The organism is Streptomyces ipomoeae 91-03, assembly GCF_000317595.1.
Taxonomy (GTDB): Bacteria; Actinomycetota; Actinomycetes; order Streptomycetales; family Streptomycetaceae; genus Streptomyces; species Streptomyces ipomoeae.
Map to the genome: position 1 here is coordinate 1 of NZ_AEJC01000475.1, position 24,974 is coordinate 24,974.

General features: G+C 69.3%; 27 protein-coding genes. 7 read left to right on the top strand and 20 right to left on the bottom strand.

Translation table 11 applies throughout. The annotated features are described in order from the left end of the window. Positions 1–33: 33 nt before the first annotated feature. From STRIP9103_RS31035 to rpsJ, 15 genes are all read right to left on the bottom strand, one after another. Positions 34–219 carry a type Z 30S ribosomal protein S14 gene (locus tag STRIP9103_RS31035; RefSeq protein ID WP_004571834.1) on the bottom strand — a complete coding sequence of 62 codons (186 nt, stop codon included), beginning with the start codon at positions 217–219 and terminating at the stop codon, positions 34–36. Between the two features lie 5 nt (positions 220–224). After that, a complete protein-coding gene (gene rplE, locus STRIP9103_RS31040; RefSeq protein WP_007494758.1) occupies positions 225–782 on the bottom strand; it encodes a 50S ribosomal protein L5 in 558 nt (185 codons plus the stop codon). After that, positions 782–1,105: a 50S ribosomal protein L24 gene (gene rplX, locus STRIP9103_RS31045; protein ID WP_009327082.1), complete on the bottom strand. Its 324-nt coding sequence runs from the start codon at positions 1,103–1,105 to the stop codon at positions 782–784. The genes rplE and rplX overlap by 1 nt, the downstream gene beginning before the upstream one ends. A gap of 2 nt (positions 1,106–1,107) precedes the next feature. Further along, on the bottom strand, positions 1,108–1,476 hold the full coding sequence (gene rplN / locus STRIP9103_RS31050; RefSeq protein ID WP_003998823.1) for a 50S ribosomal protein L14: 369 nt from the start codon (positions 1,474–1,476) through the stop codon (positions 1,108–1,110). 137 nt (positions 1,477–1,613) lie between these two features. Further along, on the bottom strand, positions 1,614–1,901 hold the full coding sequence (gene rpsQ, locus STRIP9103_RS31055; protein WP_009327090.1) for a 30S ribosomal protein S17: 288 nt from the start codon (positions 1,899–1,901) through the stop codon (positions 1,614–1,616). Beyond that, a complete protein-coding gene (gene rpmC / locus STRIP9103_RS31060; protein WP_003974259.1) occupies positions 1,901–2,125 on the bottom strand; it encodes a 50S ribosomal protein L29 in 225 nt (74 codons plus the stop codon). Before rpmC ends, rpsQ begins: the two co-directional genes overlap by 1 nt. Then, positions 2,125–2,544 carry a 50S ribosomal protein L16 gene (gene rplP, locus STRIP9103_RS31065; RefSeq protein ID WP_009327094.1) on the bottom strand — a complete coding sequence of 140 codons (420 nt, stop codon included), beginning with the start codon at positions 2,542–2,544 and terminating at the stop codon, positions 2,125–2,127. Before rplP ends, rpmC begins: the two co-directional genes overlap by 1 nt. A gap of 5 nt (positions 2,545–2,549) precedes the next feature. After that, complete coding sequence (gene rpsC / locus STRIP9103_RS31070; protein WP_009327072.1) at positions 2,550–3,365, bottom strand: 30S ribosomal protein S3; 816 nt, start codon at positions 3,363–3,365, stop codon at positions 2,550–2,552. After that, positions 3,365–3,712, bottom strand: a complete 348-nt coding sequence (gene rplV / locus STRIP9103_RS31075) for a 50S ribosomal protein L22 (RefSeq protein WP_009327087.1) — start codon at positions 3,710–3,712, stop codon at positions 3,365–3,367. Before rplV ends, rpsC begins: the two co-directional genes overlap by 1 nt. A 43-nt stretch (positions 3,713–3,755) precedes the next feature. Further along, entirely contained in the window at positions 3,756–4,037 is a 282-nt protein-coding gene (gene rpsS / locus STRIP9103_RS31080; protein WP_004984529.1) for a 30S ribosomal protein S19, read from the bottom strand. Positions 4,038–4,049: 12 nt separating this feature from the next. Continuing rightward, the gene (rplB, locus tag STRIP9103_RS31085; RefSeq protein WP_009327076.1) at positions 4,050–4,886 is read right to left on the bottom strand and encodes a 50S ribosomal protein L2; all 837 of its coding nucleotides are present in this window, start codon (positions 4,884–4,886) and stop codon (positions 4,050–4,052) included. A 41-nt stretch (positions 4,887–4,927) separates the two neighbouring features. Next, the gene (gene rplW, locus STRIP9103_RS31090) at positions 4,928–5,347 is read right to left on the bottom strand and encodes a 50S ribosomal protein L23 (protein WP_009327083.1); all 420 of its coding nucleotides are present in this window, start codon (positions 5,345–5,347) and stop codon (positions 4,928–4,930) included. After that, a complete protein-coding gene (gene rplD / locus STRIP9103_RS31095) occupies positions 5,347–6,006 on the bottom strand; it encodes a 50S ribosomal protein L4 (protein WP_009327071.1) in 660 nt (219 codons plus the stop codon). Before rplD ends, rplW begins: the two co-directional genes overlap by 1 nt. A gap of 8 nt (positions 6,007–6,014) precedes the next feature. Beyond that, positions 6,015–6,659 carry a 50S ribosomal protein L3 gene (gene rplC / locus STRIP9103_RS31100; RefSeq protein ID WP_009327088.1) on the bottom strand — a complete coding sequence of 215 codons (645 nt, stop codon included), beginning with the start codon at positions 6,657–6,659 and terminating at the stop codon, positions 6,015–6,017. A 17-nt stretch (positions 6,660–6,676) separates the two neighbouring features. Further along, positions 6,677–6,985, bottom strand: coding sequence for a 30S ribosomal protein S10 (gene rpsJ / locus STRIP9103_RS31105; RefSeq protein WP_003948644.1), 309 nt, complete (start codon positions 6,983–6,985; stop codon positions 6,677–6,679). A 549-nt stretch (positions 6,986–7,534) separates the two neighbouring features. On the opposite strand from rpsJ, the gene STRIP9103_RS31110 reads away from it, so the two are divergent. The 3 genes from STRIP9103_RS31110 (at position 7,535) to STRIP9103_RS31120 (ending at position 13,186) form a co-directional block, all read left to right on the top strand. Continuing rightward, positions 7,535–8,269: a hypothetical protein gene (locus STRIP9103_RS31110; RefSeq protein ID WP_100244039.1), complete on the top strand. Its 735-nt coding sequence runs from the start codon at positions 7,535–7,537 to the stop codon at positions 8,267–8,269. 249 nt (positions 8,270–8,518) lie between these two features. After that, positions 8,519–10,222, top strand: a complete 1,704-nt coding sequence (locus STRIP9103_RS31115) for an RNA ligase family protein (RefSeq protein ID WP_009327078.1) — start codon at positions 8,519–8,521, stop codon at positions 10,220–10,222. A gap of 6 nt (positions 10,223–10,228) precedes the next feature. After that, a complete protein-coding gene (locus STRIP9103_RS31120) occupies positions 10,229–13,186 on the top strand; it encodes a poly(A) polymerase (protein ID WP_009327095.1) in 2,958 nt (985 codons plus the stop codon). Between the two features lie 30 nt (positions 13,187–13,216). On the opposite strand, the gene STRIP9103_RS31125 is transcribed toward STRIP9103_RS31120, so the two are convergent. Beyond that, complete coding sequence (locus tag STRIP9103_RS31125) at positions 13,217–14,047, bottom strand: hypothetical protein (protein ID WP_048821313.1); 831 nt, start codon at positions 14,045–14,047, stop codon at positions 13,217–13,219. Positions 14,048–14,266: 219 nt separating this feature from the next. Here STRIP9103_RS31125 and STRIP9103_RS31130 point away from each other — a divergent pair, with 219 nt between their 5' ends. Further along, positions 14,267–16,246: an ATP-binding protein gene (locus tag STRIP9103_RS31130; RefSeq protein WP_009327096.1), complete on the top strand. Its 1,980-nt coding sequence runs from the start codon at positions 14,267–14,269 to the stop codon at positions 16,244–16,246. A gap of 253 nt (positions 16,247–16,499) precedes the next feature. Here the strand turns inward: STRIP9103_RS31130 and STRIP9103_RS31135 are convergent, their stop codons facing one another. Together STRIP9103_RS31135 and STRIP9103_RS31140 are read right to left on the bottom strand one after the other, a co-directional pair. Next, positions 16,500–16,709: a DUF397 domain-containing protein gene (locus tag STRIP9103_RS31135; RefSeq protein WP_009327075.1), complete on the bottom strand. Its 210-nt coding sequence runs from the start codon at positions 16,707–16,709 to the stop codon at positions 16,500–16,502. Continuing rightward, positions 16,706–17,581 (bottom strand): helix-turn-helix domain-containing protein, encoded by an 876-nt coding sequence (locus STRIP9103_RS31140; protein WP_009327077.1) that lies wholly within the window; start codon positions 17,579–17,581, stop codon positions 16,706–16,708. The genes STRIP9103_RS31135 and STRIP9103_RS31140 overlap by 4 nt, the downstream gene beginning before the upstream one ends. A gap of 155 nt (positions 17,582–17,736) precedes the next feature. On the opposite strand from STRIP9103_RS31140, the gene STRIP9103_RS31145 reads away from it, so the two are divergent. From STRIP9103_RS31145 to STRIP9103_RS31155, 3 genes are all read left to right on the top strand, one after another. Next, positions 17,737–18,237: an ATP-binding protein gene (locus STRIP9103_RS31145; protein WP_009327093.1), complete on the top strand. Its 501-nt coding sequence runs from the start codon at positions 17,737–17,739 to the stop codon at positions 18,235–18,237. A 207-nt stretch (positions 18,238–18,444) separates the two neighbouring features. Continuing rightward, positions 18,445–19,407, top strand: a complete 963-nt coding sequence (locus tag STRIP9103_RS31150) for a DNA-binding protein (RefSeq protein WP_048821314.1) — start codon at positions 18,445–18,447, stop codon at positions 19,405–19,407. Positions 19,408–19,558: 151 nt separating this feature from the next. After that, positions 19,559–20,485: an RpnC/YadD family protein gene (locus STRIP9103_RS31155; RefSeq protein WP_009327097.1), complete on the top strand. Its 927-nt coding sequence runs from the start codon at positions 19,559–19,561 to the stop codon at positions 20,483–20,485. Between the two features lie 74 nt (positions 20,486–20,559). Here the strand turns inward: STRIP9103_RS31155 and STRIP9103_RS31160 are convergent, their stop codons facing one another. Beyond that, positions 20,560–21,618, bottom strand: coding sequence for an endo-1,4-beta-xylanase (locus STRIP9103_RS31160; RefSeq protein ID WP_048821315.1), 1,059 nt, complete (start codon positions 21,616–21,618; stop codon positions 20,560–20,562). Positions 21,619–21,646: 28 nt separating this feature from the next. Further along, positions 21,647–24,814, bottom strand: a complete 3,168-nt coding sequence (locus STRIP9103_RS31165; protein ID WP_009327073.1) for a glycosyl hydrolase 115 family protein — start codon at positions 24,812–24,814, stop codon at positions 21,647–21,649. Positions 24,815–24,974 lie beyond the last annotated feature (160 nt).

A 24,974-nucleotide genomic window follows, 5' to 3' on the forward strand; every position in this document is an offset into this window, starting at 1 on the left:
ACCGAGAGCCTCTGGAATCCCTTATTCGGGGGATTACCAGGAGCTCTTGGTCACGCCCGGCAGCTCGCCACGGTGAGCCATCTCACGGAGGCACACGCGGCACAGGCCGAACTTGCGGTAGACGGAGTGCGGACGGCCACACCGCTGGCAGCGGGTGTACGCACGCACGGCGAACTTCGGCTTACGGGCAGCCTTCGCGATCAGAGCCTTCTTCGCCATCTCGCTCACGCCTCCTTGAAGGGGAAGCCGAGGTGACGAAGGAGCGCGCGGCCCTCAGCGTCGTTGGTCGCCGTGGTCACCACGGTGATGTCCATACCCCGGACGCGGTCGATCTTGTCCTGGTCGATCTCGTGGAACATGACCTGCTCGGTGAGACCGAAGGTGTAGTTGCCACGGCCGTCGAACTGCTTGGGGGACAGACCACGGAAGTCGCGGATGCGCGGCAGCGCGAGCGACAGGGTGCGGTCCAGGAACTCCCACATGCGGTCGCCACGGAGCGTGACGTGGGCACCGATCGGCTGGCCCTCACGCAGCTTGAACTGCGCGATGGACTTGCGGGCCTTGGTGACGGCCGGCTTCTGACCGGTGATCGTGGTGAGGTCGCGGATGGCGCCCTCGATCAGCTTGGAGTCGCGGGCGGCGTCGCCCACACCCATGTTGACCACGATCTTGACGAGGCCGGGGATCTGCATGACGTTCTCGTACTTGAACTCGTCACGCAGCTTGCCCGCGATCTCCTCGCGGTACTTCGTCTTGAGACGCGGAGTGGTGGTGGTAGCCATCAGATGTCCTCACCCGTCCGCTTGGCAACGCGGATCTTGTTGCCCTCTTCGTCGAAGCGGTAACCGACGCGGGTCACGACCTTCTTGCCGTCCTTCTCAACGACCAGCTGGACGTTGGAGACGTGGATCGGCGCCTCGGTCGTGACGATCCCGCCGGCCTGCGAACCGCGAGCGGTCGGACCGGCCTTGGTGTGCTTCTTGACCCGGTTGACACCCTCGACCAGGACACGGTCCTCGCGGGGGAAGGCCGCGATGACCTTGCCCTGCTTGCCCTTGTCCTTACCGGTGATGACCTGGACCAGGTCGCCCTTCTTGATCTTCATGCTTACAGCACCTCCGGCGCGAGGGAGATGATCTTCATGAACTTCTTCTCGCGCAGCTCACGGCCGACGGGGCCGAAGATACGGGTGCCGCGAGGGTCGCCGTCGTTCTTCAGAATGACGGCGGCGTTCTCGTCGAATCGGATGTACGAGCCGTCCGGACGGCGGCGCTCCTTGACGGTGCGAACGATGACCGCCTTGACGACGTCACCCTTCTTCACGTTGCCACCGGGGATCGCGTCCTTGACGGTGGCGACGATGACGTCACCGATACCCGCGTAGCGGCGACCGGAGCCACCGAGCACACGGATGCAAAGGATTTCCTTCGCACCAGTGTTGTCGGCGACACGCAGTCGCGACTCCTGCTGGATCACGTCTATCTCCTGATTGTCTGCCGGTTCCCGGCAGGGGCTTTGCCGTAAGGGAGTCGGCCCCTGCCGAGCCTGGCGGAACGATGCCTAGGGGGTCCCCCTAGGAGGGATGCTTGCCTTGTGGAATTTCCTTACGGAAATTACTTGGCCTTCTCGAGGATCTCGACGACGCGCCAGCGCTTCGTCGCGGACAGCGGCCGGGTCTCCATGAGGAGGACACGGTCGCCGACACCCGCGGCGTTCTGCTCGTCGTGCGCCTTGAGCTTGTTCGTACGGCGGATGACCTTGCCGTACAGCGCGTGCTTGACGCGGTCCTCGACGGCGACGACGACGGTCTTGTCCATCTTGTCGCTGACGACGAGACCCTCACGGGTCTTGCGGAAGCCACGCGCCTCTGCGGTCTGCTCAGTCACGTTGTTCTCACTCATCAGGCGCTCTCCACCGTTTCGATGCCCAGCTCACGCTCGCGCATCAGGGTGTAGATCCGCGCGATGTCCTTGCGGACCGCCTTCAGACGGCCATGGTTCTCGAGCTGACCCGTCGCCGCCTGGAAGCGGAGGTTGAACAGCTCTTCCTTGGCCTCGCGAAGCTTCGCCAGAAGCTCCTCGTTGCCCAGCTCGCGCAGCTCGGACGCCTTGGTACCGGCCGACATCACGCTTCACCTGCCTCGCGCTTGACGATCCGGCACTTCATCGGCAGCTTGTGGGCCGCACGGGTCAGCGCCTCACGGGCGATCTTCTCGTTGGGGTACGACAGCTCGAACATCACGCGTCCGGGCTTGACGTTGGCGATCCACCACTCCGGAGAACCCTTACCGGAACCCATGCGGGTCTCGGCGGGCTTCTTGGTGAGCGGACGGTCCGGGTAGATGTTGATCCAGACCTTGCCACCACGCTTGATGTGACGCGTCATGGCGATACGAGCGGCCTCGATCTGACGGTTCGTCACATACGCCGGGGTCAGCGCCTGGATGCCGTACTCGCCGAACGCAACCTGCGTGCCGCCCTTGGCAGCGCCGCTGCGCTTCGGGTGGTGCTGCTTGCGGTGCTTGACCCTACGGGGGATCAGCATGTCGGTCAGGCCTCCGTTCCGGTGCTCTCAGCCGGAGCGGCGGTGGCCTCGGCCTGGGGGGCCTCGGCAGCCTGCTGCTGCGGCTTGCGACCGCGCCGCTCGCCACCACGGCCACCACGGGCCGGGCGGTCGGCACCGCCACGCGCCGGGCGGTTGCCCGCACGGGCGGCGGCGTTCTCGGCGCGGACCTCGGCGATGTTCTTGACGTCGCCCTTGTAGATCCAGACCTTCACACCGATGCGGCCGAAGGTCGTCTTGGCCTCGAAGAAGCCGTAGTCCACGTTCGCGCGGAGCGTGTGCAGGGGCACACGGCCCTCGCGGTAGAACTCCGAGCGGGACATCTCGGCGCCGCCGAGGCGGCCACCGCACTGGATCTTGATGCCCTTGGCGCCGGCCTTCATGGCGGACTGCATGCTCTTGCGCATGGCCCGACGGAAGGAGACGCGGGAGGAGAGCTGCTCGGCGACGGCCTGGGCAACCAGCTGAGCGTCGGTCTCGGGGTTCTTGACCTCGAGGATGTTCAGCTGGACCTGCTTGCCCGTGAGCTTCTCGAGGTCACCGCGGATGCGGTCGGCCTCGGCGCCACGGCGGCCGATGACGATGCCCGGACGCGCGGTGTGGATGTCCACGCGGACACGGTCACGGGTGCGCTCGATCTCCACCTTCGAGATACCGGCGCGCTCCATGCCGGACGTCATCATCCGACGGATGGCGACGTCTTCCTTGACGTAGTCCTTGTACAGCTTGTCGGCGTACCAGCGGGACTTGAAGTCCGTGGTGACACCGAGCCGGAACCCATGCGGGTTTACCTTCTGGCCCATTACCGGGTTCCTTCCTTGCTGCTGACGACCACGGTGATGTGGCTGGTCCGCTTGCGGATCCGGTAGGCACGGCCCTGGGCACGCGGACGGAACCGCTTCAGGGTCGGGCCCTCGTCGACGTACGCCTCGCTGATGAACAGCGAGGAGGCGTCCGTGTGGTCGTAGTTGTGCGCGGCGTTGGCGATGGCGCTGTCGAGCACCTTGCCGACGGGCACGGAGGCGGCCTGCGGAGCGAATCGCAGGACCGCCTGAGCCTCCGTGGCGTCCATGCCACGGATAAGGTCCACCACGCGGCGGGCCTTCATGGGCGTGACGCGGATGTACCGCGCCTGGGCCCTGGCTTCCATGGTTGTCCCTTCAGTTACTTACGTGTCTGAATGCGATCCGCTACTAGCGGCGCTTCGACTTCCGGTCTTCCTTGACGTGACCCCGGAAGGTGCGCGTCGGCGAGAACTCGCCGAGCTTGTGGCCGACCATCGACTCGGTGACGAACACCGGGATGTGGGTCTTGCCGTTGTGCACCGCGATCGTGTGGCCGAGCATGGCCGGGACGATCATCGAGCGACGGGACCAGGTCTTGATGACGTTCTTGGTGCCGGCTTCGTTCTGGGCGTCCACCTTCTTGATCAGGTGGTCGTCGACGAAGGGCCCCTTCTTGAGACTGCGCGGCATCTAAACCCGCTCCTAGCGCTTCTTGTTCGTCTTGCGGCGGCGGACGATGTACTTGTTCGACGCCTTCTTGGGCGAACGAGTACGACCTTCCTTCTGACCCCAGGGGCTGACCGGGTGGCGACCACCGGAGGTCTTGCCCTCACCACCACCGTGGGGGTGGTCAACCGGGTTCATCGCCACACCGCGAACGGTCGGGCGGACGCCCAGCCAGCGCTTGCGGCCGGCCTTGCCCCAGTTGATGTTGCTCTGCTCGGCGTTGCCGACCTCGCCGACCGTGGCGCGGCAGCGCTGGTCGACCAGGCGGATCTCACCGGACGGCATGCGGAGGTGGGCCATCGAGCCCTCCTTCGCGAGCAGCTGCACGGAGGCACCGGCGGAGCGGGCGAACTTGGCGCCGCCGCCCGGACGGAGCTCGATCGCGTGCAGCGTCGTACCGACCGGGATGTTGCGCAGGGCCAGGTTGTTGCCCGGCTTGATGTCGGCCCCGGGACCGTTCTCGATGCGGTCGCCCTGCGAGAGGCCACGCGGCGCGAGGATGTAGCGCTTCTCGCCGTCCGCGTAGTGCAGCAGCGCGATGCGCGCGGTGCGGTTGGGGTCGTACTCGATGTGCGCGACCTTCGCCGGCACGCCATCCTTGTCGTGACGACGGAAGTCGATCACGCGGTAGGCGCGCTTGTGGCCACCACCCTGGTGGCGGACGGTCACACGACCGGCGTTGTTACGGCCGCCCTTGCTGTGCAGGGGGCGGACCAGCGACTTCTCCGGCGTGGACCGCGTGATCTCGACGAAGTCGGCGACGCTGGAGCCACGACGGCCCGGAGTCGTCGGCTTGTACTTGCGGATTCCCATTTCTCAGTCCTCGTCCGATATCGGACGATCCGGACCTCCCGTCAGGAGGTCGGACCGCCGAAGATGTCGATACGGTCGCCCTCGGCGAGGGTCACGATCGCGCGCTTGGTGGCGGAACGCTGGCCGAACCCGGTGCGGGTCCGCTTGCGCTTGCCCTGGCGGTTGATCGTGTTGACCCCGGTGACCTTGACCGAGAAGACCGACTGCACGGCCTCCTTGATCTGGGTCTTGTTGGCCCGCGGGTCGACGATGAACGTGTACTTGTTCTCGTCGAGGAGCGCGTAGCTCTTCTCGGACACGACCGGCTTCAGCAGGACGTCACGGGGGTCCGTGTACGCCTTGCTCGCCGGGGTGACGACGGTGTTCTTGCCCTCGGTGGCGTGGCGACGCGCCTTGGCGACGCGCGCGGCCTTGGCGGCCTTGGCGGCCTTCGAGGCGATGGAGGGGTGACGGATAGCCATCAGGCCTCGCTCCCTTCGGTGTCGTTGGCCTTCTGCGGGCCGGCGACGAAGGACTCGAGAGCGGCCTTGGTGAAGACCACGTCATCCGAGACGATCACGTCGTACGTGTTCAGCTGGCCCGGCTCCAGGATGTGGACCTGGGGCAGGTTGCGGGCGGAGAGCCACGCGGCCTCGTCGGAGCGCTCGGCGACCAGGAGCAGGTTCTTGCGCTCGCTGATCTTGCCGAACAGGCTCTTGGCGGCCTTGGTGGACGGGGTGTCGCCCTCGATCACGCCGGTGACGACGTGGATGCGGTTGTGGCGGGCCCGGTCGGTGAGGGCGTGGCGCAGGGCCGCGGCCTTCATCTTCTTCGGGGTCCGCTGCGAGTAGTCACGCGGCACGGGACCGTGCACGACGCCACCACCGGCGAACTGAGGAGCGCGGGTCGAGCCCTGGCGCGCACGGCCGGTGCCCTTCTGGCGGTAAGGCTTCTTACCGCCACCACGAACCTCGCCGCGGGTCTTGGTCTTGTGCGTGCCCTGGCGGGCAGCGGCGTTCTGCGCGACGACGACCTGGTGGATCAGCGGGATGCTGACCTTCTCCACGCCGAAGATCTCCGCGGGGAGTTCGACGCTACCGGCCTTCTCGCCGGCAGGCGAAAGGATGTCAACAGTGCTCATCGGTTACCTCAGGCCCCCTTGGCCGCGGTGCGGACCAGGACGAGGCCGCCGTTCGGACCGGGAACCGCGCCCTTGATGAGCAGCAGACCCTTCTCCGCGTCAACGGCGTGGACGGTCAGGTTCTGGGTGGTGACCCGCTCGTTGCCCATGCGACCCGCCATGCGGAGGCCCTTGAACACACGGCCCGGGGTGGCACAGCCACCGATGGAGCCGGGGGAGCGGTGCTTGCGCTGGGTGCCGTGACCGGCGCCGAGGCCACCGAAGTTGTGACGCTTCATGACACCGGCGAAGCCCTTGCCCTTGCTCTTGCCGGTGACGTCGACCTTCACGCCGGCCTCGAACACCTCGGCGGTGATCTCCTGGCCCAGCGTGTACTCGGAGGCGTCCGCGGTGCGGATCTCGACGAGGTGGCGACGGGGGGTGACGTCGGCCTTGGCGAAGTGGCCCTTGAGGGGCTTGTTCACCTTGCGCGGGTCGATCTCGCCGAAGGCGAGCTGGACGGACTCGTAACCGTCGACGTCGTTGGTACGAACCTGGGTGACGACGTTGGGGCCGGCCTTGACGACGGTGACCGGAACAACGCGGTTGTTCTCGTCCCACACCTGCGTCATGCCGAGCTTCTCGCCCAGGATGCCCTTGATCTGCTTAGCCATACTCAGCTCACCGACCCTCAGAGCTTGATCTCGATGTCGACGCCGGCCGGGAGGTCGAGTCGCATCAGAGAGTCAACGGTCTTGGGGGTGGGGTCGAGGATGTCGATCAGGCGCTTGTGCGTGCGCATCTCGAAGTGCTCGCGCGAGTCCTTGTACTTGTGCGGCGACTTGATGACGCAGTACACGTTCTTCTCAGTGGGCAGCGGCACCGGGCCCGCGACCGACGCACCAGTGCGGGTCACCGTCTCGACGATCTTCTTCGCCGAGGAGTCGATGACCTCGTGGTCGTAGGCCTTGAGCCGGATGCGGATCTTCTGTCCCGCCATGGCTACTCAGTAGTCCTGTCTCTTCTCACGCTCTGGAACCCGGTGTTCCTGGTGACCGTCTCCTCCGACCCACGCGGTCGGGCGTGTCGCGCTCCCGCTGACACAGATGCCCCTTGTTCGAGCTTCCCCTGCCTGGGAGCACGGCCCTTCCGAAGCCGTGGGCCGGGAGCCGAGAGGCCCACCGGGTGCCTGGCCGGTGCCGCACCGCACTTCCCGGAAGATTCCCGTACGTCCGCCCCAGCGCTGCCGTGAGGCAGTTAAGGCGACGAGTACCGTGGGACTCGCTTCCAGTCCTCCCGGCGGGAGGCGCGCAGCATCAACACTCGACCGAGCAACCCCGCTAGTCTGCCACACGGCCGACCGGCTCCGCCAATCGAGCCGGAGAGATTACCCCGCGAGTGACGCGACTCAAACCGTCGTCGTGTGAGGATCGCAACGGACTCTTCGGGGGAGCGCCACCAGACATGACCGGCGGCATCGCTGAGAAGGTCGCGCCGGCGGGTCGGCTCCACCAGGGCCTCGGAACGGACCAGGCGTTTGGATGACATCGTGCACAACGCTCCCACCCCGTACTCGCCGTACTCGCCGTACTCGTTCTGGGTCTGCGTGAACGTCCCCGTCCCGGTGGCCGACCCCCTCTCGCTGGGGCTGCCGCCCGACGCCGAGATGGGGTCGACGATCCGGTTGTGGCCCGCGCGCGGTGCACAGGACACCCCCTTGGCCCGGGTCTTCGCGGCGCGATCCGGGCAGCCGGGCGCTCGCAAGGCGCCCTCGCTCTTCTGGATCCTCGACGGGCCGAGCGACGGGATGTGGTGCTCCGTCCGCCCGGTGGCCCCGGACGTTCATGAGGTCTACGCCGCCGACGGCACCCTCTTGGCCTGCGTCACCCGCCGCGCCGGCCGGGTCCTGCCCTGGCCGCGCCGGGTCCGCTGGTCCGCGCGGTTGACGAGCGCACCGCAGTCGGTCACAGGTAAGCAGGGCACCTGGTACTCCTGGTGCTTCTATGTGGTGGCCTCCCCCGTCTGGTTTCTCCACATGATCTTCTCGGTGCTGTACAGCTACTGGGAGGGAGGCGCGGACGACCCGTCCTTCGGGTGTCCCGCCCGAACCCGGTGGCGCGCGCAGGGCATCGGCACAGCGCTGGACTACCGGGGCATCAGCGAGAAGGCCTACCGTTTCGACCCTCGACGCCTGGACATCCGCGTCGCCTACGCCCTGGCGGTCCTCCGGACCTGGGAGGCCAAGGACCGGGCCATGGCCCATCTGTCGGAACGGACGAACTGATGTTGCGGGCCAAGGGGTCCTGGCCTCCTGCGAAGGGTTGGGCGAAGGGGTAGGCGGAGCGTCATGCGGGCCACTTGAGCCGCGGGTAATCCGTTGGCCTGCCGCCGCCACGCGCTCCTACGCTGATCAGGTACGACGTACGGCGGCGGTCAGTCATCGGCGGCCATCGACGGCCCGGCCCAACAGCGGCCAGAAGCCGCGGTCCCGTACGGCGACCGAGGAAGTCGGCTGTTCCGGGGGAATGTTCACATGCGTACGCACTATCCACGGACCCGCCATCTGCCCTGGTCCCCCGGCGCTGCCTCGGACGACCTCCGGGTCACGGATCTGTCCGGGCTGCGCGGCCAGGAGGTCGTCGTCACCGAGAAGCTCGACGGTGAGAACACCACGCTGTACGCCGACGGCCTGCACGCCCGGTCGCTCGACTCGGCCCACCACCCCTCGCGGACCTGGGTGAAGGCGCTCCAGGCACGGGTCGGGCACGCGATCCCCGAGGGCTGGCGGGTGTGCGGGGAGAACATGTTCGCCCGGCATTCGATCGCGTACGAGGACCTGGAGAGCTGGTTCTACGGCTTCTCGGTGTGGGACGGGGAGGGCCGCTGCCTGGACTGGGACCGGACGGTCGGCTTTCTGCACGGGCTCGGGATTCCGGTGCCGCGTGTGCTGTGGCGGGGCGTGTTCGACGAGCGGGCGCTTCGAGCGCTGCGGCTCGGCCTCGGGCGACAGGAGGGGTACGTCGTGCGGGTCGCGGCCGGGTTCGGCGCGGAGGAGTTCGGGGTGCGCGTGGCCAAGTGGGTGCGGGCCGGGCACGTGCGGACGGACACGCACTGGATGCACTCGGCGGTCGTCGAGAACCGGCTGGGGGCGCGGGCCGCCCTGTGGGCCGTGCGCTCGGGGGCGGATGTCGACGCGGAGGCGCTGGCGGAGGCGGTCGGGCTGTCCGGTGAGGGGGACGCAGGGGCTCTCGCCCGGTTCCAGCCGGCCGCGCACTCCTGGTCCGGGGACCGGTCGGGGCCGGGGTCCTGGTCCGGGGACGACCGGCTGGTCGGCGCGCTGGCCGCGCTCTCGCACGGTCGGCACGGGCAGCGGGGGTGGCTCGCGGGGCGCCTCACCGGGGCGCTGGGCCTGCCGCTCGCACGCCGGGTCGCCGACCTCGTAGGACTGCATCCGGCGCTGCACCGGCCCTACCCCGACGAGGACCGGCGGGCCGGTCTGGCGCGGATGTCGTACGCCGCCGATCTCGGGCTGTTGCACGCGGTCGCCCGGGCCACGGCGACGACGGACGAGGCGCGGGAGCAGGTGGAGTGGTCGGCGCTGCACGCCGAGGAGGTGCGGGGCATGGACGAGGGTGCCCTGCGGGAGGCGTTCGCCGGGCTGTCGGCCGACGCGTCCGTCCGGTGCCGGGCCGAGGCGCGGGAGGCGTACGCCCAGGGGCGGATCAGCGGTGTCGACGAGGCCGTCGCCGCGACATGGCGCCGGCGGTCGGGCGACTTCCCGAAGCTGATCCAGATGGTCGGCCCGGCGGGCAGCGGCAAGAGCACGTTCGCGCGGGGGCTGCGGGGCGTGGACGCGTACGTCTCGTTGGACGATCTGCGCGCGGCGCGCGGCGCGCGTGCGGATCAGCGGGCCAACGCGGACGTGCTGCGTACGGGCCTCGACCGGCTGGACGAGGCCCTGGCCGCCGGAGGGACGGTGGTGTGGGACGCCACGTCCCTCAGCAAGCAGCAGCGTTCGCTCGTGCACGCCGTCGCCCACCGCCGCGACGCCCTGATCACCCACGCCGTGGTCCTCGTCGACGAGGACGAGTTGGTGCGGCGCAACGCCCGCCGTGAGCATCCGGTGCCGCCGGAGGTGCTCACCGCACAGGTGCGCCGCTTCAGTCCGCCGTATCCGGGCGACGCCCACCGCACCTGGTACATCGGGGCCGGCGGGACCATTGAGGAAGAGGTCTGAGGGGCCATGCGTACGAGCGAGGAGATCTACCACCGGGTGCGCTGGGACGCGCGCTTCGACCCGGCCCGCTTCGTGCTGGGCGTCATGCAGCGGGGCGCCGCGCCCAAGCGGGTCCCGCTGCCCGCGTTCGTGCCGGGCGGGGAGATCCCCTGGCACCGGGTGCTGTTCTTCGAGGCGGACGGCGAGGTGGTGTGGGACCGGGCCACGGGTGTGGACCGGATCGACGCGACGGAGGCGGGGCGCGTACGTCAGGCCCGGCTGCTCCGCGCGCCGTTCTTCACGGCTCGTACGCCGTATGTGTGGGACGGGGAGGGGTGGGTGCCCGCCCATTCACCACGAGAGGGCACGCCCCTGACCGGCTCCGGTGGGGTACGGGTGCTGACCTGGAACACCCTCTGGGACCGCTACGACGCCGACCGCATCGACAGCGCCCGGCGCAGGCCGCTGCTGCTGCGGGCGCTGCGGGACGCCGATGTGGACGTGATCGCGTTGCAGGAGGTCGAGGCGGAGCTGGTGGCCATGCTCCTGCGCGAACCCTGGGTGCGGGCGGACTGGACGCTGGGGACGGACCCGCGAGGGCGGGACGTCGACGAGTGCGGTCTGCTGCTTCTGAGCCGGTTGCCGGTGCGCGAGGCCGCGTTCCATGAGCTGGGGCCGCACAAGGCGGTGACCGCGGTGGTCGTGGATGCGGAGGGCATGCGGGCAGAGGGCATGCGGGCAGAGGGCGCGACCGGGGCGGTGGAGTCCGGCGTACGGCCTCTCGTCGTCGCGGCGACGCATCTGAGCAGCGACCACTCCGAGAACGGTGCCGGTCGTCGCGATGTCGAACTGGCCCAGGTCATCGAGGGATTGGCGGGTCTGGACGCCGATGTGATCCTCCTGGGCGACTTCAATGACGGGGGCGACACGCCACAGCTGGCCCTCGGTATGCGGGACGCGTGGAGCGAGACGCACGGCGCCGACGACATGACTCCGACCTTCGACCCGCGTGCCAACCCGCTGGCGGCGATCTCGTCCCTGACGGGACGGGCGTCGCGGCTCGACCGGGTGCTGGTGCGCGGGGAGGCGGTACGGGTACGGCGGGCTGAGCTGTACGGGGATGCGCCGACAGCGGAGGGGTCGTACATCTCGGACCACTACGGGGTGCGAGCGGAGATGACGCTGGACACACCGGAGACAGACGGGCGGGACACTGCCGCGCTCGACCGTCTCGACGCCCGCCCGACCCCCCGCACGGCCCTGGCATGGCTCCCTCCTCAGGAGCTGTGGCCCCCGCTGCAGGACATCCGCCGGAACCACGACCCGCAGATCCACCGCTGGCCACCGCATGTGAACGTGCTCTTCGGCTTCGTACCGGAACACGCCTTCGAGCAGGCGGCGGCAGCACTCGCGACGACCACGACGGCTCCCTTCGACGCCCGGCTGGAGGGCGTGCACTGGTTCGGCCACCGGGACTACGCGACGGTCTGGCTCGACCCGGCGGCCGATGGCGAGGAGCCGTGGGCCGCCCTGCACAGCATGCTCCTCCGCCATTTCCCCCGCTGCCGTGGCCGCCACGAGGGCTTCACCCCCCACCTGAGTCTGGGCCGCACCACCGACCCGAACGCCCTGGCCGCCGCCTGCGCGGCCCGCCTCACCCCGATGCCGGTCAGGGTCGGCGAACTGGCACTGCTGTCGCGACGCGGGGACGAGCCGATGCGGCTGCGGGGGACGATGACGCTGGGAACCGGGGAGGTGCGGTGGGCGGAGGAGGCCCCGCACTACGGGTACGAGGCCGCCGAGTACTACGGGTACGACGCCGGCGACACGGACGTGGACTACGGGTACGACCCCGCCGACACGGACGTGGCCGACACCGCTGTGGCCGACACCGCTGTGGCCGACCGGATCATCCCCGGCATCACGGAGGCGCTCCCCGACGGCGTCGTCCACGTCGTCGGCTCCCGGCGCATGGGCTGTGCGCTGCCCGGCGCCGACCTGGACCTGGTGGCGGCACTGCCCGGTACCGTCGAACTCGCCGCCGTACAGGCGGAGTTGTCCAAGGCCCTCCCCGAGGCTGCCGACGTGAGAGAGGTGGTCGGGGCCCGCGTACCCGGCCTGCGGCTACGGCTGGACAGGCTGGACGTGGACCTGGTCGTCGTCGCCACCGGATCGATGGACCCCGCGGAGGCGGTGGACCGCCGGGTCGAGCTGGGGGAGGCGGCGGCGGTCGCGCTCAGCGCGGTGAGCGACGCCGACGCGGTGCTCGCCTCGGCGGGCGCCCACGGTCCGGCGTTCGCCCGGCTGGCCAGGCAGGTCAAGGCATGGGCGAGGGCCCGGGGCCTGGACTCGGCACCGTTCGGGGGCCTGCCGGGCCTGGCCTGGTCCGTCCTGGCGGCCCGTACGGCAGGCGAGGCGGGCGACCTGCCACCGTACGACCTGCTACGGCACTTCTTCGCGACGTGGGCGGCCTGGGACTGGCGCACACCGGTGGGACCCGCGGGACAGTCGCACGCCCTCCCCCTCACCATCACGACCCCGTCCGCCCCGATACGCCCCTGCACGGACCAGGTCACGGCGGGCATGCGCGACCTGGTCACCCAAGAGCTCTTCCGTGCCTGGGAGGTGCTGGAAGGGGCACCCACGGACCCCACAGCCCGGTACCCGTGGGCCGAACTGCTCGCCCCTCCCCCGCTCCACCGCCGCCACGCGGCCTGGGCGGTGGTGACGGCGGGCCCGGGCGCGGACGAGGGCCGGCTCCGGGGAAGGACGCGGTCCCTGATCACGGACCTCGCGGAGACGACCCCCGACTGCCACGCCTGGCCCCGCCCCTTCACCACGACCCCGACCCGCTACGCCATCGGCCTGGGCGCCGCCCCACCGACCGCCGATGACCTGAAGGCGGTGGCGGAACGCCGCCTGCGCGGTCTGCCGGGGGTGACGCTGACGCGAGTCGAGGGGGGCGAGGTACCGACCCTGTACTGACTCGCCCCTCCGCCACGTGCGAAACGCCCCTCAGCGCACGTCGACGTAGTCCGCCGCGCTGGTCGCGGCGCCGGTCGTCGAGTTGCCGTAGTAGACCCACCGCCAGGAACCGTCGGTGGAGGCGGTGACAGTGGTCTTCAGGGCACCGGTGCTGCTTGTGGTCGCCTTCTTGACCGTCTTGAAGGAGTCGGTGCCCTTGGCGCGGAACTGGAGGGTGACGGTACGGCCGCCGTAGGGGCCGAACTTGTGGGTGTTCCAGTCGGCGCGGGTGAGCTTGCCGGTGACGGTGATCTTCTTGCCCTTGGCGACGGGCTCCGGGGAGGCGTTGGCGGTGGCCTTCGCCGCCCGCTTGATCAGGACGGACCCGGACCGCGTCTCGTACTCCTCGGCCTTGAGCCCACCACTCGCCTTGAACAGACGCAGCGCCACGGCGATCTTCCACTTCGTGGCGTCGCTGTTGGAGTCGACGTCGCCGCGGCTCGGCTTCGGGTCGATGTAGAGGCCGCCCTCGCAGCGGGCCCGCTTGGAGTCGAGCTCGTAGCAGGTGTATCCGCCCGGCCCGATGTAGTTCTCCGCGCTCTCGGCCGCCTTCTTCGCGGTGGTGCCGCGGTAGAGGAAGGGGTGCGTGTCGTAGCGGGACGGGTCAGCGGTGCTGTACCCGGCCGGCAGCGTGACGAAGAAGCTGATCGGCGGTTCCACCACCTTCGACGTGCCCACCACGATCGGCTTGCCGTTGTTGATGACGAGGTCCGTCACCTTGATGCCGGTGTCCGCTGCCTGGGCCGCCGGGGCGTTGAGCACCGAGAGGGCCAACGCCCCCACGATCGTGGCCACCGCGGCGGTCCGTCTACCTGTGTTCATTCACACCTCTCCAGAGGGGTGCGGGATACGAAGGGCGGCAGCCTACCCAATGACGTGATCATGCCCTCCGCCCGGGCGGGATCAATGGAGGCCAACGCCACGCACGTTGCGGAGACTGGGCGCCGAAGGGTGACTTCACGGCGATTCCGCGTGTAACGCACCCCGGGAGAGGCAGACTTTGCTCCCGATCAGGGACGCACGGCAGGAAAGACCCACGTCATGGTGAAAGTGCGGCTGGAGACCAGCCGGGAGCACGTCGCCGAGCCGGCCCGGCTGCGAGACCCCGTCGGCGCTGTCGAGGAACTGATCTGGAACGCCCTCGACGCCGATGCCGAGCATGTGGTCGTCACGCTGGAGCGCAACGACCTCGGTGGTGTGGACCGGGTCCGAGTCCAGGACGACGGCAGTGGAATGTCCGCCGAGCACTGCGAGGAGTACTTCCGGCCGATCGGTACGTCATGGAAGAAGCACGCACAGGGCACCCCAGCGAAGAACCGCGCTCTGCACGGCAAGAACGGAAGGGGCCGAGTGCGGGCCTTCGCCCTGGGCACCCAGGTGCGCTGGACCAGCGTCAGCGAGAGCGCGGAAGGCCGACGTCAACTGCTGATCGAGGCCGACCGGCACTCCATGGACGAGTTCGACATCGGCGATGCCGAGCCGACCGATGAGCCCACCGGCACGCTCTTCGAGGCATTCGGAGGCAACGAGTTGGATGTCCTGGGCGAATGCCGCGCCAGGTCGTCACTCACCACGGCCTTCGCCGCGTACCTGGAAAGATATCCGGACGTGCGCATCGCGTACGACGGCCACGATCTCGACCCGGCCTCGGAGCAACTGCATGTACGCGACTACGTCCTGCCCTCGCCCACCGACTCGACCGGTGAGCCCGCGCGACTGAAGGTCGTCGAGTGGCGCAGGCCCGTCACCCGCGCGCTCTTCCTGTGCGACGGCGAGGGGATGTCCCGAGCCCAGCTCAAGCCCGGCATCCAGGCTCCCGGCTTCGAGTTCACCGCCCATCTCACCTGGTCCGGCTTCGACGACGTCGACTCCGAGGATCTGGCCTTCACGGACTGGGCCGCGGACGGGCCCCTCGCCGAAGTCCTCGCGGCGGCTCGCGACCAACTCCGCTCCCATTTCCGGGCCCGCGTGGACGAACGCCGACGCGAACAGGTCGCCGAGTGGCAGAAGGAGGGCATCTATCCGTACGCCGGAGACGCCGCCGACGAAAGAGAACGAGCCGAACGCGAGACCTTCGACGCGGTGGCCACCACGGTCTTCCGTCACCTCCCCAAGTCCCAGGGCACCCGCAGAACCACCTTCGCTCTGCTGCGATCCGTGCTGGCACACGAGCCGTCGGACATACTGCGCATCGCGGATGAGCTGTTCACCCTGTCACGGCAGGAGCGGGAAGAGCTGAACCGCCTCCTGACACGCACCACTCTCTCGGCCCTGATCAAGGCATCGACGGCGGCCGCCAACCGCATCGACTTCCTCACCGCGCTGGAACACCTTGTCTTCGCCCCCGAGGCAAAGCCGCGTGTCCAGGAGCGGGACGAACTGCACCGCATCCTCGAAGACCAGTGCTGGGTCTTCGGCGAGGAGTACGCGCTGCATGTCAGCGACCGCAGCCTCAACGCGGTGCTCGCTCAGCACTGCCGACTGCTCGGGCGTGACGCTCCCACACCGGAACCAGTTCTCCGGGAGGACGGGCGGACCGGCAGGGTCGACCTGATGTTGTCGCGGGCCGCACGGCACAGGAAGGGCGAGCGGCACCACCTGATCATTGAGCTCAAACGCCCCAGCGTGATCCTGGGCATGGTGGAGTTCAGTCAGATCAGCAGCTACGCGGAGGCCGTCATGTCCGACGACCGGTTCCGCGACCCCGCAGTGACATGGGATTTCTGGCTCGTCGGCAACACCATGGACAAGGCACTGCGACAGCTCGCTCACCAGGTCGATCGGGTCCCGGGCTGCGCGGTGTCCACCCCGCGCTTCCGGATCATGGTCAAGACATGGGGCGAGATCATCGAGGACTGCCAGGAACGCCTGCGTTTCCATAGTGCGCAGCTGGAGTACCAGTCCTCCACCGAGCACGCGATGGACTACCTGGTCCGCAATCACGGTGAGGCCGTCGCGGAGCTGGTTGCGGACGGGACGATCCCCACCGCCCGAAGTGCCGCCGCTGCCGTCACCCATTGAGGTTCGGACTCGGCGGCAGGGGCGCGCCACCATGGCTGCCCTGGGGGCGAGGGAACATCACCCACGGGCCGCAGGAGGGCTCTGCTGCGGCGTCTGGGGAGAGTCAGCGAGGTCTCTGTCGGTCGCCTGGATGACGGCATTGAACAGCCACAGCAGGCGGTAAGCCCGGGCTGCCCCGAGGATCAACGCGCCTTCCACGGCCCAGTGGACGCCCCCGGCGTCGGCCAGGTGCGGGGCGCAAGCAGTTGAGGGGTCAGCTTCCCGACGCGTAGGTCACGAAGTCCGCCCACGCGTCCTGCGTGAGCGCGAGCTGAGGGCCCTCTATGTTCTTGGAGTCGCGGACGTGGACGGTGCCGGGGGCCACGGCGATCTCGACGCAGGACTCGCCGTTGGTGCCGCCGCTGTAGCTGCTCTTGAACCACGCGAGTCCGGAGGCGTCCCCGGCGGAGGACTTGCGGATCATGTTTCTCCCAGCAGTTTCTCGATGAAGGCCAGCGACCCCCGCGGTGGGAGGGCCTGCGCCCGGATGGTTCCATACTGCAACTCCAGGATGCGGAGCTGCCTCGGGTCGGAGATGGGCCGCCCGTTGAACAGGCCGTCGGCACGCCCCACCGCCGTACCGTCCGGGAACTTCAGCAACTCGATCCTGCCGTCCAGCCCCGGGTGGGCGTCGGTGTTCGTCGGCATGACCTGAAGCGTGACGTTGTTCAACCGCCCCACCTCCAGCAGACGTTCGAGCTGCCGTCGCCACACCATTGTGCCCCCGACCTGTCGATGCAGCGGCGCCTCTTCCAGGACGAAGTGCACGGACGGAGCCGGGTCACGTTCGAAGACCGCCTGCCGGGCCAGACGAGCGGCCACCATACGTTCCACGTCGTCCGGCGAGTACGGCGGCTGGGCCGCCCCGATCACGGCCCGCGCATGATCCGGCATCTGCAACAACCCCGCGATGATGTTGCATTCGTACACCCCGATCTCGACCGCCTTGGCCTCCAGCTTCCCCAGCGCCCGCACCTTCTTCGGGTACCGGACCTTCTTCACGTCCTCCCACGTCGCCGAGACGAGCCCGCCCGCGCCCAACGCCTCGTCGGCCTTGTCCAGATACTCCTGCCGGGGAATCCGCTTCCCGCCCTCGATCTTGTAGACCAGGTCCTCGCCGTATCCGACGGCCCTTCCGAAGTCGGCGGCGCTCATCCCGACGGCCTCCCGCCGCAGCTTCAGCTGCCGCCCGACCGTGGCGATGACCGCGACTCCCCACTCGTCGTCCGGGTCCACCTCCCAACCCGGCTCGTCCGCCTCGGTCTTGAGCCGCCCCGCGTCACCGTCCACCAACATCGCGCACCTCTCCGCCGTACCGTCGTGCCTCAACGCCCCTTACCCGTACGGCCCTTCCGGACAGGCCCGACACGACCGGACAACGACCGGACAGTCACCGTACGTATCGGCGTAGTCACTGTTCACAGTAAGCACGTGCCGCCACGCTGAGTGATGTGAATACGGAAACCGCCGCCCCCGAGGCCGAACTCCGCAGCCCCATCCGCAACTACAGCGTGCGGCTGTCCTCCACACCACGCGGGGCCCGCCTCGCACGCCTCCTCGCCACCGAACAACTGCGCTCATGGGGGCTGCCGTTGGACCCGGCGCGGCACATCGTCGCCGAGCTGGCGGCCAACGCGACGACACACGGCCGCGTACCGGGACGGGACTTCGACCTCACGCTCTACGTCATCGGCCGCACCCTCCGCATCGAGGTCACGGACACACGCGGCGAACGACTGCCGCACATCCAACACCCCACCCTCGACGCCGAGTCCGGACGAGGTCTGCTGCTCGTCGAGGCGCTCGCGGACCGGTGGGGAACCGCGCCGGGTCTGCCCCCGCGCAAGACGATCTGGGCCGAGGTCACCCTCCCACCGGAACCCGGCCGCCCGTGCTCCGGTGGTCCGTGCTGCGGCGGGGCGGGCTGTCTTTCCCAAGGAACTCAAGGATGAAAGAACCCCACCAAGCCCCACCCCTCCCGCCCGCCGAGCACACTCACCCCGACGGGTGAACATCGCCGACTCGGCTGGATTCGGGGCCGGTTGATGCCCTTACGCTCAGCGCAGCACCACCACAACCGCAGACATGCGACGGCCCCCGCCAGGACGGCAATCCCAGTGCGAGGGCCTGACCACCGAGGAAGATCGGACCTCTTCCTGATGGATACGCAGAACCCTAGCGTGCCCCCGCACGCGCAGACCCGGGTTGCCACCAACAAACACCCGAATCGGCACCCCCACGCCAATCCCCACTCCGGTGGCCTGGTCCACGACCACACCCGCCACACCACCCGCTTCACGGTGATCGGCAACCACCTCGCCCAGCACCCGGAGCTCTCCCTCCTCGCGATCGGGCTGGCCGTACACATCCAGTCCCTCCCGAAGGGCGCCCGCGTCGACATCAAGAGCCTCGCCGCCCGCTTCACGGAGGGCGCGACCCGTATCGCCGCCGCCCTGCGCGAACTCGAAGCCCACGGCTACCTGCGCCGCGAACGCGAACGGGTCCCCGGCGGCCGTATCGTCACCCGCACGATCTCCTGCAACCAGCCGACGGCCCGGCGCCATGACAAGGCGCCCACCCACTCCAGGCCCATGCGACAGGCGGCGGCCTCAGCGGCCCGGCAGACGCACGTGGAACACGAGACGCGTACGGAGCCCATGAGGCCCACCAAGCCCAACAACCACGAGAAGCGCACCCCCCGCAAGCCCCTCCCCGCCGTACCGCACCCCGCCTACCCCTCCCCCACGCTCCTCCAGACCGCCACCGACCTCCTCGCGGACCTACGCCGCCACGACCCCCGGCTGCTCCTCTCGGCCTGCGACGCGGCCCATCTCGCCCCCGGTGTCGCCGCCTGGCTGGAACGCGACGTCAGCTCCACCGCCGTACGCCATGCCCTGATCGCCGACCTGCCATCCGAGCCCCTGCGCCGCCCGGCATCCCTCCTGGCCCACCGCCTCATCGCCCGGCTGCCGCCCCCGCCGCCGTTCCGCACACCCGCCCCACCCCCCGCCGTCATCCACCCGCTCATCAACTGCGACGGCTGCGACCGCGGCTTCCGCACCGACGGACCCGACCGCTGCCGCGACTGCCGCGAGCTCCGGCACGCCACCACAGCTGCCTGACGGAACCCGACCGAGGCTCACCGCTTCGGGTGAACGTCACCAATTGGGCTGCTTCCAGGCCGTATTGCGCCTCTACGCTCATCGCGAGACCTCTCCGGCATGTGCCAGAGGCAAATCTGTCCACCCCATCTCACCCTCACCAGGAACCCTCATGGTCAGCTCGCCCCACGAGGCGATGCACCGCGTCTTCCAGGAGCACCCAGAGCTCTTCTCCCGGGTCTCCGAGGTGCTGGGCGTCGACTTCGCCCCGCCCACGTCGGTCACCGTCCTGCCCAACGACCTCACCGAGACCAGCCCGGTCGAACGCCGCGTCGACACACTCCTGCGGCTGGAGACGGAGGACCACGAGCCACTGCTCCTCGCGGTCGAGGCCCAGGGCAAGAAGGACCCCGCCAAGCCCGCCAGCTGGGCGTACTACGCCTCGTACCTGCTGACGAAGTACCGGTTGCAGCCGATGCTGCTGGTCGTCTGCCAGGACCGCGCGACCGCCGAATGGGCAGCGCGCCCGGTCGACTTCGGCCCTCGCCAGTGGCCGCTGCTCACCCTCCGCCCACTCGTCGCCGGACCACACAACATGCCGGTGATCACCGACCCCGCCGAAGTCCGCAAGGACCTCGCGTTCGCCACGCTGTCCGCGATCACGCACGCCAAGAACCCGGGCGTCGGGGGCATACTCAAAGCAGTGACCCATGTGCTGCGGGACACACCCGCAGACCTCGCCAACCCGATCATCGAACTCATCGCACAAGGCATGGGCAAGCACCCAGCCGCAGCACTCTGGAGGAAACTGGTGGCCGTGGACCTCTCCTTCTACAAGTCGCCCCTCTCCCAGGAAATCCGGGCCGAAGGCCGCGAGAAGGGCCTGGCCGAGGGCCGGGCCGAGGGCCGGGCCGAGGGCCGGGCCGAGAGCCGGGCCGAGGACATCCTGCGCCTCCTGGACCGTCGCGGCATCGGCGTCTCGGACGACGACCGCGAGCGCATCACATCCTGTGATGACCTGGAGATCCTGGGCCGCTGGTTCGACCGCGCCATCACTGCCGGTTCCGCAGCCGAGGTATTCGCGGACGAGCAGCCGTAGAAGAACGCGCCTCGTACCCGGAGACTCCGGGTACGAGGCGCGGATGAAACCGGGCCCAATGCGGCGAGCGCCCTCTACCGCCCCGCGATCAACCCCTCCCGCAACTCCCCATACGCCGGCTTCCGCCCGTACCCCTCGTCCATGGGCGTGGCCGCGCCCTGCCCCTCGAACACCCCCGGCACCCACGAGTACCGGTCCGTGTAGCCCCACACGGTGAAGGACTTGCAGCTCCGGGTGCCGAGGCAGGCGTCCAGCAGCCTCCGGAAGTACGACGCCTGGGTCGTGAGCTTCTCGGAGTCGGCGGGCAGGATCATCCGCACGTCCACCTCCGTGAACGCCGTCTGCATCCCCAGCGCCTCGAAACGCGCCAGGTTCTCCGCGACCTGCCCCGGGAAGCCGTACTGGATCCCCAGATGCCCCTGTATGCCGAAGCCCTGCACCGGCACACCCTCCGCCCTCAGCCGCTTGGCGAGTTCGTAGTACGCCGTGGACTTCGCGTTGACGCCCTCCACGTTGTAGTCGTTGAGGAAGAGCTTGGCCCTGGGGTCGGCGGCGTGGGCCCAGCGGAAGGCGTCGGCGATGTACGACGGGCCGAGCTGCTGCAGCCAGATCGAGTTCCGCAGGCTGCCGTCCTCCTCGAAGACCTCGTTCACCACGTCCCACTGCTGGATCCGCCCCTTGTACCGCTTCACCTCGGTGGTGATGTGGTCCCGCAGGATGCCCCGCAGCTCCGTCGCGTCGATCGACCCGTCCGCCACCCCCGACGTCAACCAGCCCGGCAGCTGGCTGTGCCAGACCAGGGTGTGGCCCCGGACCACCTGGCCGTGGGCCCGCGCGTAGCGGACCAGGTCGTCGGCCGGCTTCCAGTCGTACACGCCGCGCTGCGGCTCCACCGACTCCCACTTCATGACGTTCTCGGCGGTCACCGAGTTGAACTCGCGGGCCGTCGTTCTCCGGTACGTCGTGTCGTCCGCCAGCGCCGCCATGTCGACGGCCGTGCCGATGCGTACGCCCGCCCGGTCGGCCAGCGCTCGCAGGGACGGGCCATGGGCGGAGGCCGGCTGCACAGCCACCCCCGCCGAGAGCAACACCCCACCCACCAGCGCGATCACAGGCACACGAAAACGGTTCATCTGCAGTCCCCTCTCAGATCCGGCACCCTCAGATCCGGTGGCTCTCCAGCGGCCCCAGATACGTCGGCGTCAACCCACCCGTGTCGATCACCAGCCGCTGCACCACCACCGTCGGATCGACCATCCAGAACTTCAGCCGGTGCACACCGGGCCCGGCGATCGTGTGCCGGGTCCCCGTCACGTTCACGTTGTCCGAGGTGTTGCACGCCCACTGCTTGTTCATGAGCCCGTCGTCGGCTCCGGTGACGGCGTTGATGTCGACCACCTGCGGCTCCCCGTCGTCGAACGACACCCCGTACCGCAGCCCGCCCGTCGCGAGCGTCGGGTTCCGTGGCGAGAGGTACGCCCAGACCGTCACCTCCCCCGCCTCCGGCAGCGACAGCAGGCTGACCTCGTACTCCAGCCGCGGCCCGGCACCACCCGGCGTCTGCCGGGGCGCCGTCACCGGCCATGGCGTCACCCCCGCCCCCGTACGCCCGATCCGCTCGATCCGCCGCCAGCGCACGCGCCCGTCGGCGGAGCCCACGGCCCGCGCATAGTGCTCGGCGTCGATCGCCACATACCCCCCGGCCTCGACAAAGCCCCGCAGCCCCCGCGTCACCCTCCCCGACGGCTTCTCCGCGACGGCCCTCACCGTCACCGAAGCTCCCGCCCCGCTCACCGTCAACGTCCCCTCGGCCCGATCAGCACCGCTCGGCACCCGCCCCCACTCCACCCGCACCCCCACCCGGACCTGCTCCTCGACCCGCCCCCGCGACCGCTCCACCACCAGCCACGGCACCGACGACTCGATCCGGTACGAGAAGGGCGTACGCCCCCGGTTGAAGATCTCCACATACTGCTGAGGCCGCGTCTGATACGGGCTGAACGCCGGAAGCACCGCCTCCGCGCCGGACCGGGGCCACCACTCCCCCGAGTCCTCGGAACCGTCCACCGCCACCCCCAGCCCGGCGGCCTCCGGCACCTCGATCCGCCGTACCTTGGGGAAGATCTCGTCCGGCAGTGCCACGTTGTTCTTCTCCGGCTGCTGCCACCCGGCGTTGGGCCCGTACCGCTCCACATCCCCGTACCCGATGTGCGGCTGCGTCTGGAAGCCTCGCCATTTCCCGCCCGCCACCTGGGAGTTGAAGCGATCGGCGAGCGCGAAGTCCCGCTCCAGCCCCGCCTCGGCCTCGGCCGCACAGCGATTCGTCGCCGCCCGCCCCTGCCCGGCGTACAGCAGGTTCTTGAACTCGGCCTCCCGCAACCCGTACAGGTTGGCCGTGGCCGCCACCTCGTACCCGACCAGCTCGAACCACGCGTCCTGCACACCCGCCGGAAGCCGCCGCCCCACCCGCTCGGCCCGCTTCGCCAGCGCCCGCCACTCCTCCGTGACCCGCTCCAGCTCCCGGTGGCCGAAGTAGAAGGGCGTCTCCTGGTCGTCGTAGACGATGGCCCGCTCGTCCTTCGTCGGGTCCTTCGACGCGTCGAGCGTGATCCTGCGGTTCAGCAGCTCGGGTTTGCGCCGGGCCTGGAGCTGCCCGTACGCGCTCAGCACCTCGGCGATCTCCGCGGCGACCCCCTCACCGAAGTTCTGTCGAGCGAACCCCCGCTCCCACTCCTGAAGGTTCTCCAGCCCCCAACGCCCCGGATTCCAGGCGTGGTTCAGGAAGAACTCGGTCGGCAGCTCGTTCCCCTTCAGGTCTCCGACGTTCGCCACCCACAGCCCGTGATTGCCGTAGGCGTCCGCCTCGTGAAGCTGCTCCCACAGATTCGCGAGGTTCGCGGTGTCGACCCACTTGTAGTTGCGGCCGACGCCCACGTAGTCGAAGTGGTAGTACAACCCGTAGCCCCCACGGCGTACGGGCTCCCCCGGGTCCGGGTGCTTACGGATGTTCCCCCAGTTGTCGTCCGTGAGGACCACGGTCACATCGTCCGGCGCCCGCAGCCCCCGGTCCCAGTACCGCTGGACCTCCTTGTACAGCGTCCACACCTGCGGGGTCTCCTCGACCGGCTTCCCGGTCTCCTCCGCGATGATCCGGCGCTGGGTCTCGATGATCTCCCGCATCAGCTCGATGCCGTCACCGTCCGGGAGGCTCGTGTCGCCGTTCCCCCGCATCCCCAGCGTGACGACACCCTCGAAGTCCTGCTCCACCATCCGCCGGATGCCGTCGCGCCAGTACGCCTTGATGGCTTCCGCGTTCCGCCGGTACGACCACTCCCCCGTACCCCCATACGGATCCCGCCCCGGGGTCACGATCGCGCCGGTGGAGTCCCGCACGGCCGGCACCGCATACCGGTTCCACTCCTCGATGCCTCGCATCATGGGCGCCTCATGAGACGTGCCCATGACAACGCCGTACTCAGAGGCACGCCTGCGGTTCTCCGGGTCGTCCTCCGCGAAGGCCCGCCCCCACACCGCCGGCCAGACGTAGTTCCCCTTCAGCCGGAGCAGCACCTCGAAGACCTTGGCCCAGAAGTCCGCGTTGAAGCCCCCGGGATGCCCGGGCGCCTTGCCCGGCCCGAAGTACGCGGGCGCCCATGTCCCGAGCGCCGGGTTCTCGTCGTTGATGAAGATCCCCCGGTACTTCACGGCCGGCGTCCCCTGGCTGAACCGTCCCGGCAGCACGTACACCGCGTCCCGGCGCACCGGCGGCACATCGTCCCACCAGTACCAGGGCGAGACCCCGATGCCGTGGGAGACGTCGTACGCCCCGAAGATCGTGCCGCGCGGATCGCTGCCCGCGACGACGAACGCCCGCCGCACCCCCGGCATCGGTCGCTCGACGACCGTCTGCAGCGAGGTCTCCCACTTCCCGCGCACCCCACTGACGTCCAGCTTCCCGGCGGCGATCAGCCCGTCGATCAGCGGACTCCGCCCGATCGTCCCGACCAGCACCACTTCCCGCGCCACCGAGTCACCCGGCCGCACCCCCGTCACCCGTTCGATGTCGCTCCGCAGATCCCCTGCTACCCGTACGACTCCGGGGTGATCCTCAGGGTCCACGACCACCGGGGCACCGACCAGCGGAAACGCGCCGGGGGCGGGCGAGAAGGAGATATACGCCCCCGGGTCCGTGGGCCGCACGCCCCCCGCGGCTCCCATGGCTCCACCCTCGTCGGCCCTCGCCACCCCCGAGAGCGCCGGCAGCGTCACCGCCCCGACCCCTGCGGCTCCCGCCCCGAGAACGGCCCTGCGGCTGACGCGTCCAGACATGCCTCACCCCTCGACCAAGACGTCCTGTATTTGCTCAGCGGCATGACAAATGGTGAGGGGAGTGCACCGTGGGAACAACGGGTCGTACGCGTCGAATACTTTCGTAACACCGCCCGCGCACACCCCCTGGGACGGCGAACAGGCGCCCGGACACGGCAAA

Excerpts from the sequence above, each read along its gene's own strand:
- STRIP9103_RS31035 (WP_004571834.1), bottom strand. The coding sequence starts at position 219 with ATGGCGAAGAAGGCTCTGATCGCGAAGGCTGCCCGTAAGCCGAAGTTC.
- rplE (WP_007494758.1), bottom strand. The coding sequence starts at position 782 with ATGGCTACCACCACCACTCCGCGTCTCAAGACGAAGTACCGCGAGGAG.
- rplX (WP_009327082.1), bottom strand. The coding sequence starts at position 1,105 with ATGAAGATCAAGAAGGGCGACCTGGTCCAGGTCATCACCGGTAAGGAC.
- rpsQ (WP_009327090.1), bottom strand. The coding sequence starts at position 1,901 with ATGAGTGAGAACAACGTGACTGAGCAGACCGCAGAGGCGCGTGGCTTC.
- rpmC (WP_003974259.1), bottom strand. The coding sequence starts at position 2,125 with ATGTCGGCCGGTACCAAGGCGTCCGAGCTGCGCGAGCTGGGCAACGAG.
- rplP (WP_009327094.1), bottom strand. The coding sequence starts at position 2,544 with ATGCTGATCCCCCGTAGGGTCAAGCACCGCAAGCAGCACCACCCGAAG.
- rpsC (WP_009327072.1), bottom strand. The coding sequence starts at position 3,365 with ATGGGCCAGAAGGTAAACCCGCATGGGTTCCGGCTCGGTGTCACCACG.
- rplV (WP_009327087.1), bottom strand. The coding sequence starts at position 3,712 with ATGGAAGCCAGGGCCCAGGCGCGGTACATCCGCGTCACGCCCATGAAG.
- rpsS (WP_004984529.1), bottom strand. The coding sequence starts at position 4,037 with ATGCCGCGCAGTCTCAAGAAGGGGCCCTTCGTCGACGACCACCTGATC.
- rplB (WP_009327076.1), bottom strand. The coding sequence starts at position 4,886 with ATGGGAATCCGCAAGTACAAGCCGACGACTCCGGGCCGTCGTGGCTCC.
- rplW (WP_009327083.1), bottom strand. The coding sequence starts at position 5,347 with ATGGCTATCCGTCACCCCTCCATCGCCTCGAAGGCCGCCAAGGCCGCC.
- rplD (WP_009327071.1), bottom strand. The coding sequence starts at position 6,006 with ATGAGCACTGTTGACATCCTTTCGCCTGCCGGCGAGAAGGCCGGTAGC.
- rplC (WP_009327088.1), bottom strand. The coding sequence starts at position 6,659 with ATGGCTAAGCAGATCAAGGGCATCCTGGGCGAGAAGCTCGGCATGACG.
- rpsJ (WP_003948644.1), bottom strand. The coding sequence starts at position 6,985 with ATGGCGGGACAGAAGATCCGCATCCGGCTCAAGGCCTACGACCACGAG.
- STRIP9103_RS31115 (WP_009327078.1), top strand. The coding sequence starts at position 8,519 with ATGCGTACGCACTATCCACGGACCCGCCATCTGCCCTGGTCCCCCGGC.
- STRIP9103_RS31120 (WP_009327095.1), top strand. The coding sequence starts at position 10,229 with ATGCGTACGAGCGAGGAGATCTACCACCGGGTGCGCTGGGACGCGCGC.
- STRIP9103_RS31125 (WP_048821313.1), bottom strand. The coding sequence starts at position 14,047 with ATGAACACAGGTAGACGGACCGCCGCGGTGGCCACGATCGTGGGGGCG.
- STRIP9103_RS31130 (WP_009327096.1), top strand. The coding sequence starts at position 14,267 with ATGGTGAAAGTGCGGCTGGAGACCAGCCGGGAGCACGTCGCCGAGCCG.
- STRIP9103_RS31135 (WP_009327075.1), bottom strand. The coding sequence starts at position 16,709 with ATGATCCGCAAGTCCTCCGCCGGGGACGCCTCCGGACTCGCGTGGTTC.
- STRIP9103_RS31140 (WP_009327077.1), bottom strand. The coding sequence starts at position 17,581 with ATGTTGGTGGACGGTGACGCGGGGCGGCTCAAGACCGAGGCGGACGAG.
- STRIP9103_RS31150 (WP_048821314.1), top strand. The coding sequence starts at position 18,445 with ATGGATACGCAGAACCCTAGCGTGCCCCCGCACGCGCAGACCCGGGTT.
- STRIP9103_RS31155 (WP_009327097.1), top strand. The coding sequence starts at position 19,559 with ATGGTCAGCTCGCCCCACGAGGCGATGCACCGCGTCTTCCAGGAGCAC.
- STRIP9103_RS31160 (WP_048821315.1), bottom strand. The coding sequence starts at position 21,618 with ATGAACCGTTTTCGTGTGCCTGTGATCGCGCTGGTGGGTGGGGTGTTG.
- STRIP9103_RS31165 (WP_009327073.1), bottom strand. The coding sequence starts at position 24,814 with ATGTCTGGACGCGTCAGCCGCAGGGCCGTTCTCGGGGCGGGAGCCGCA.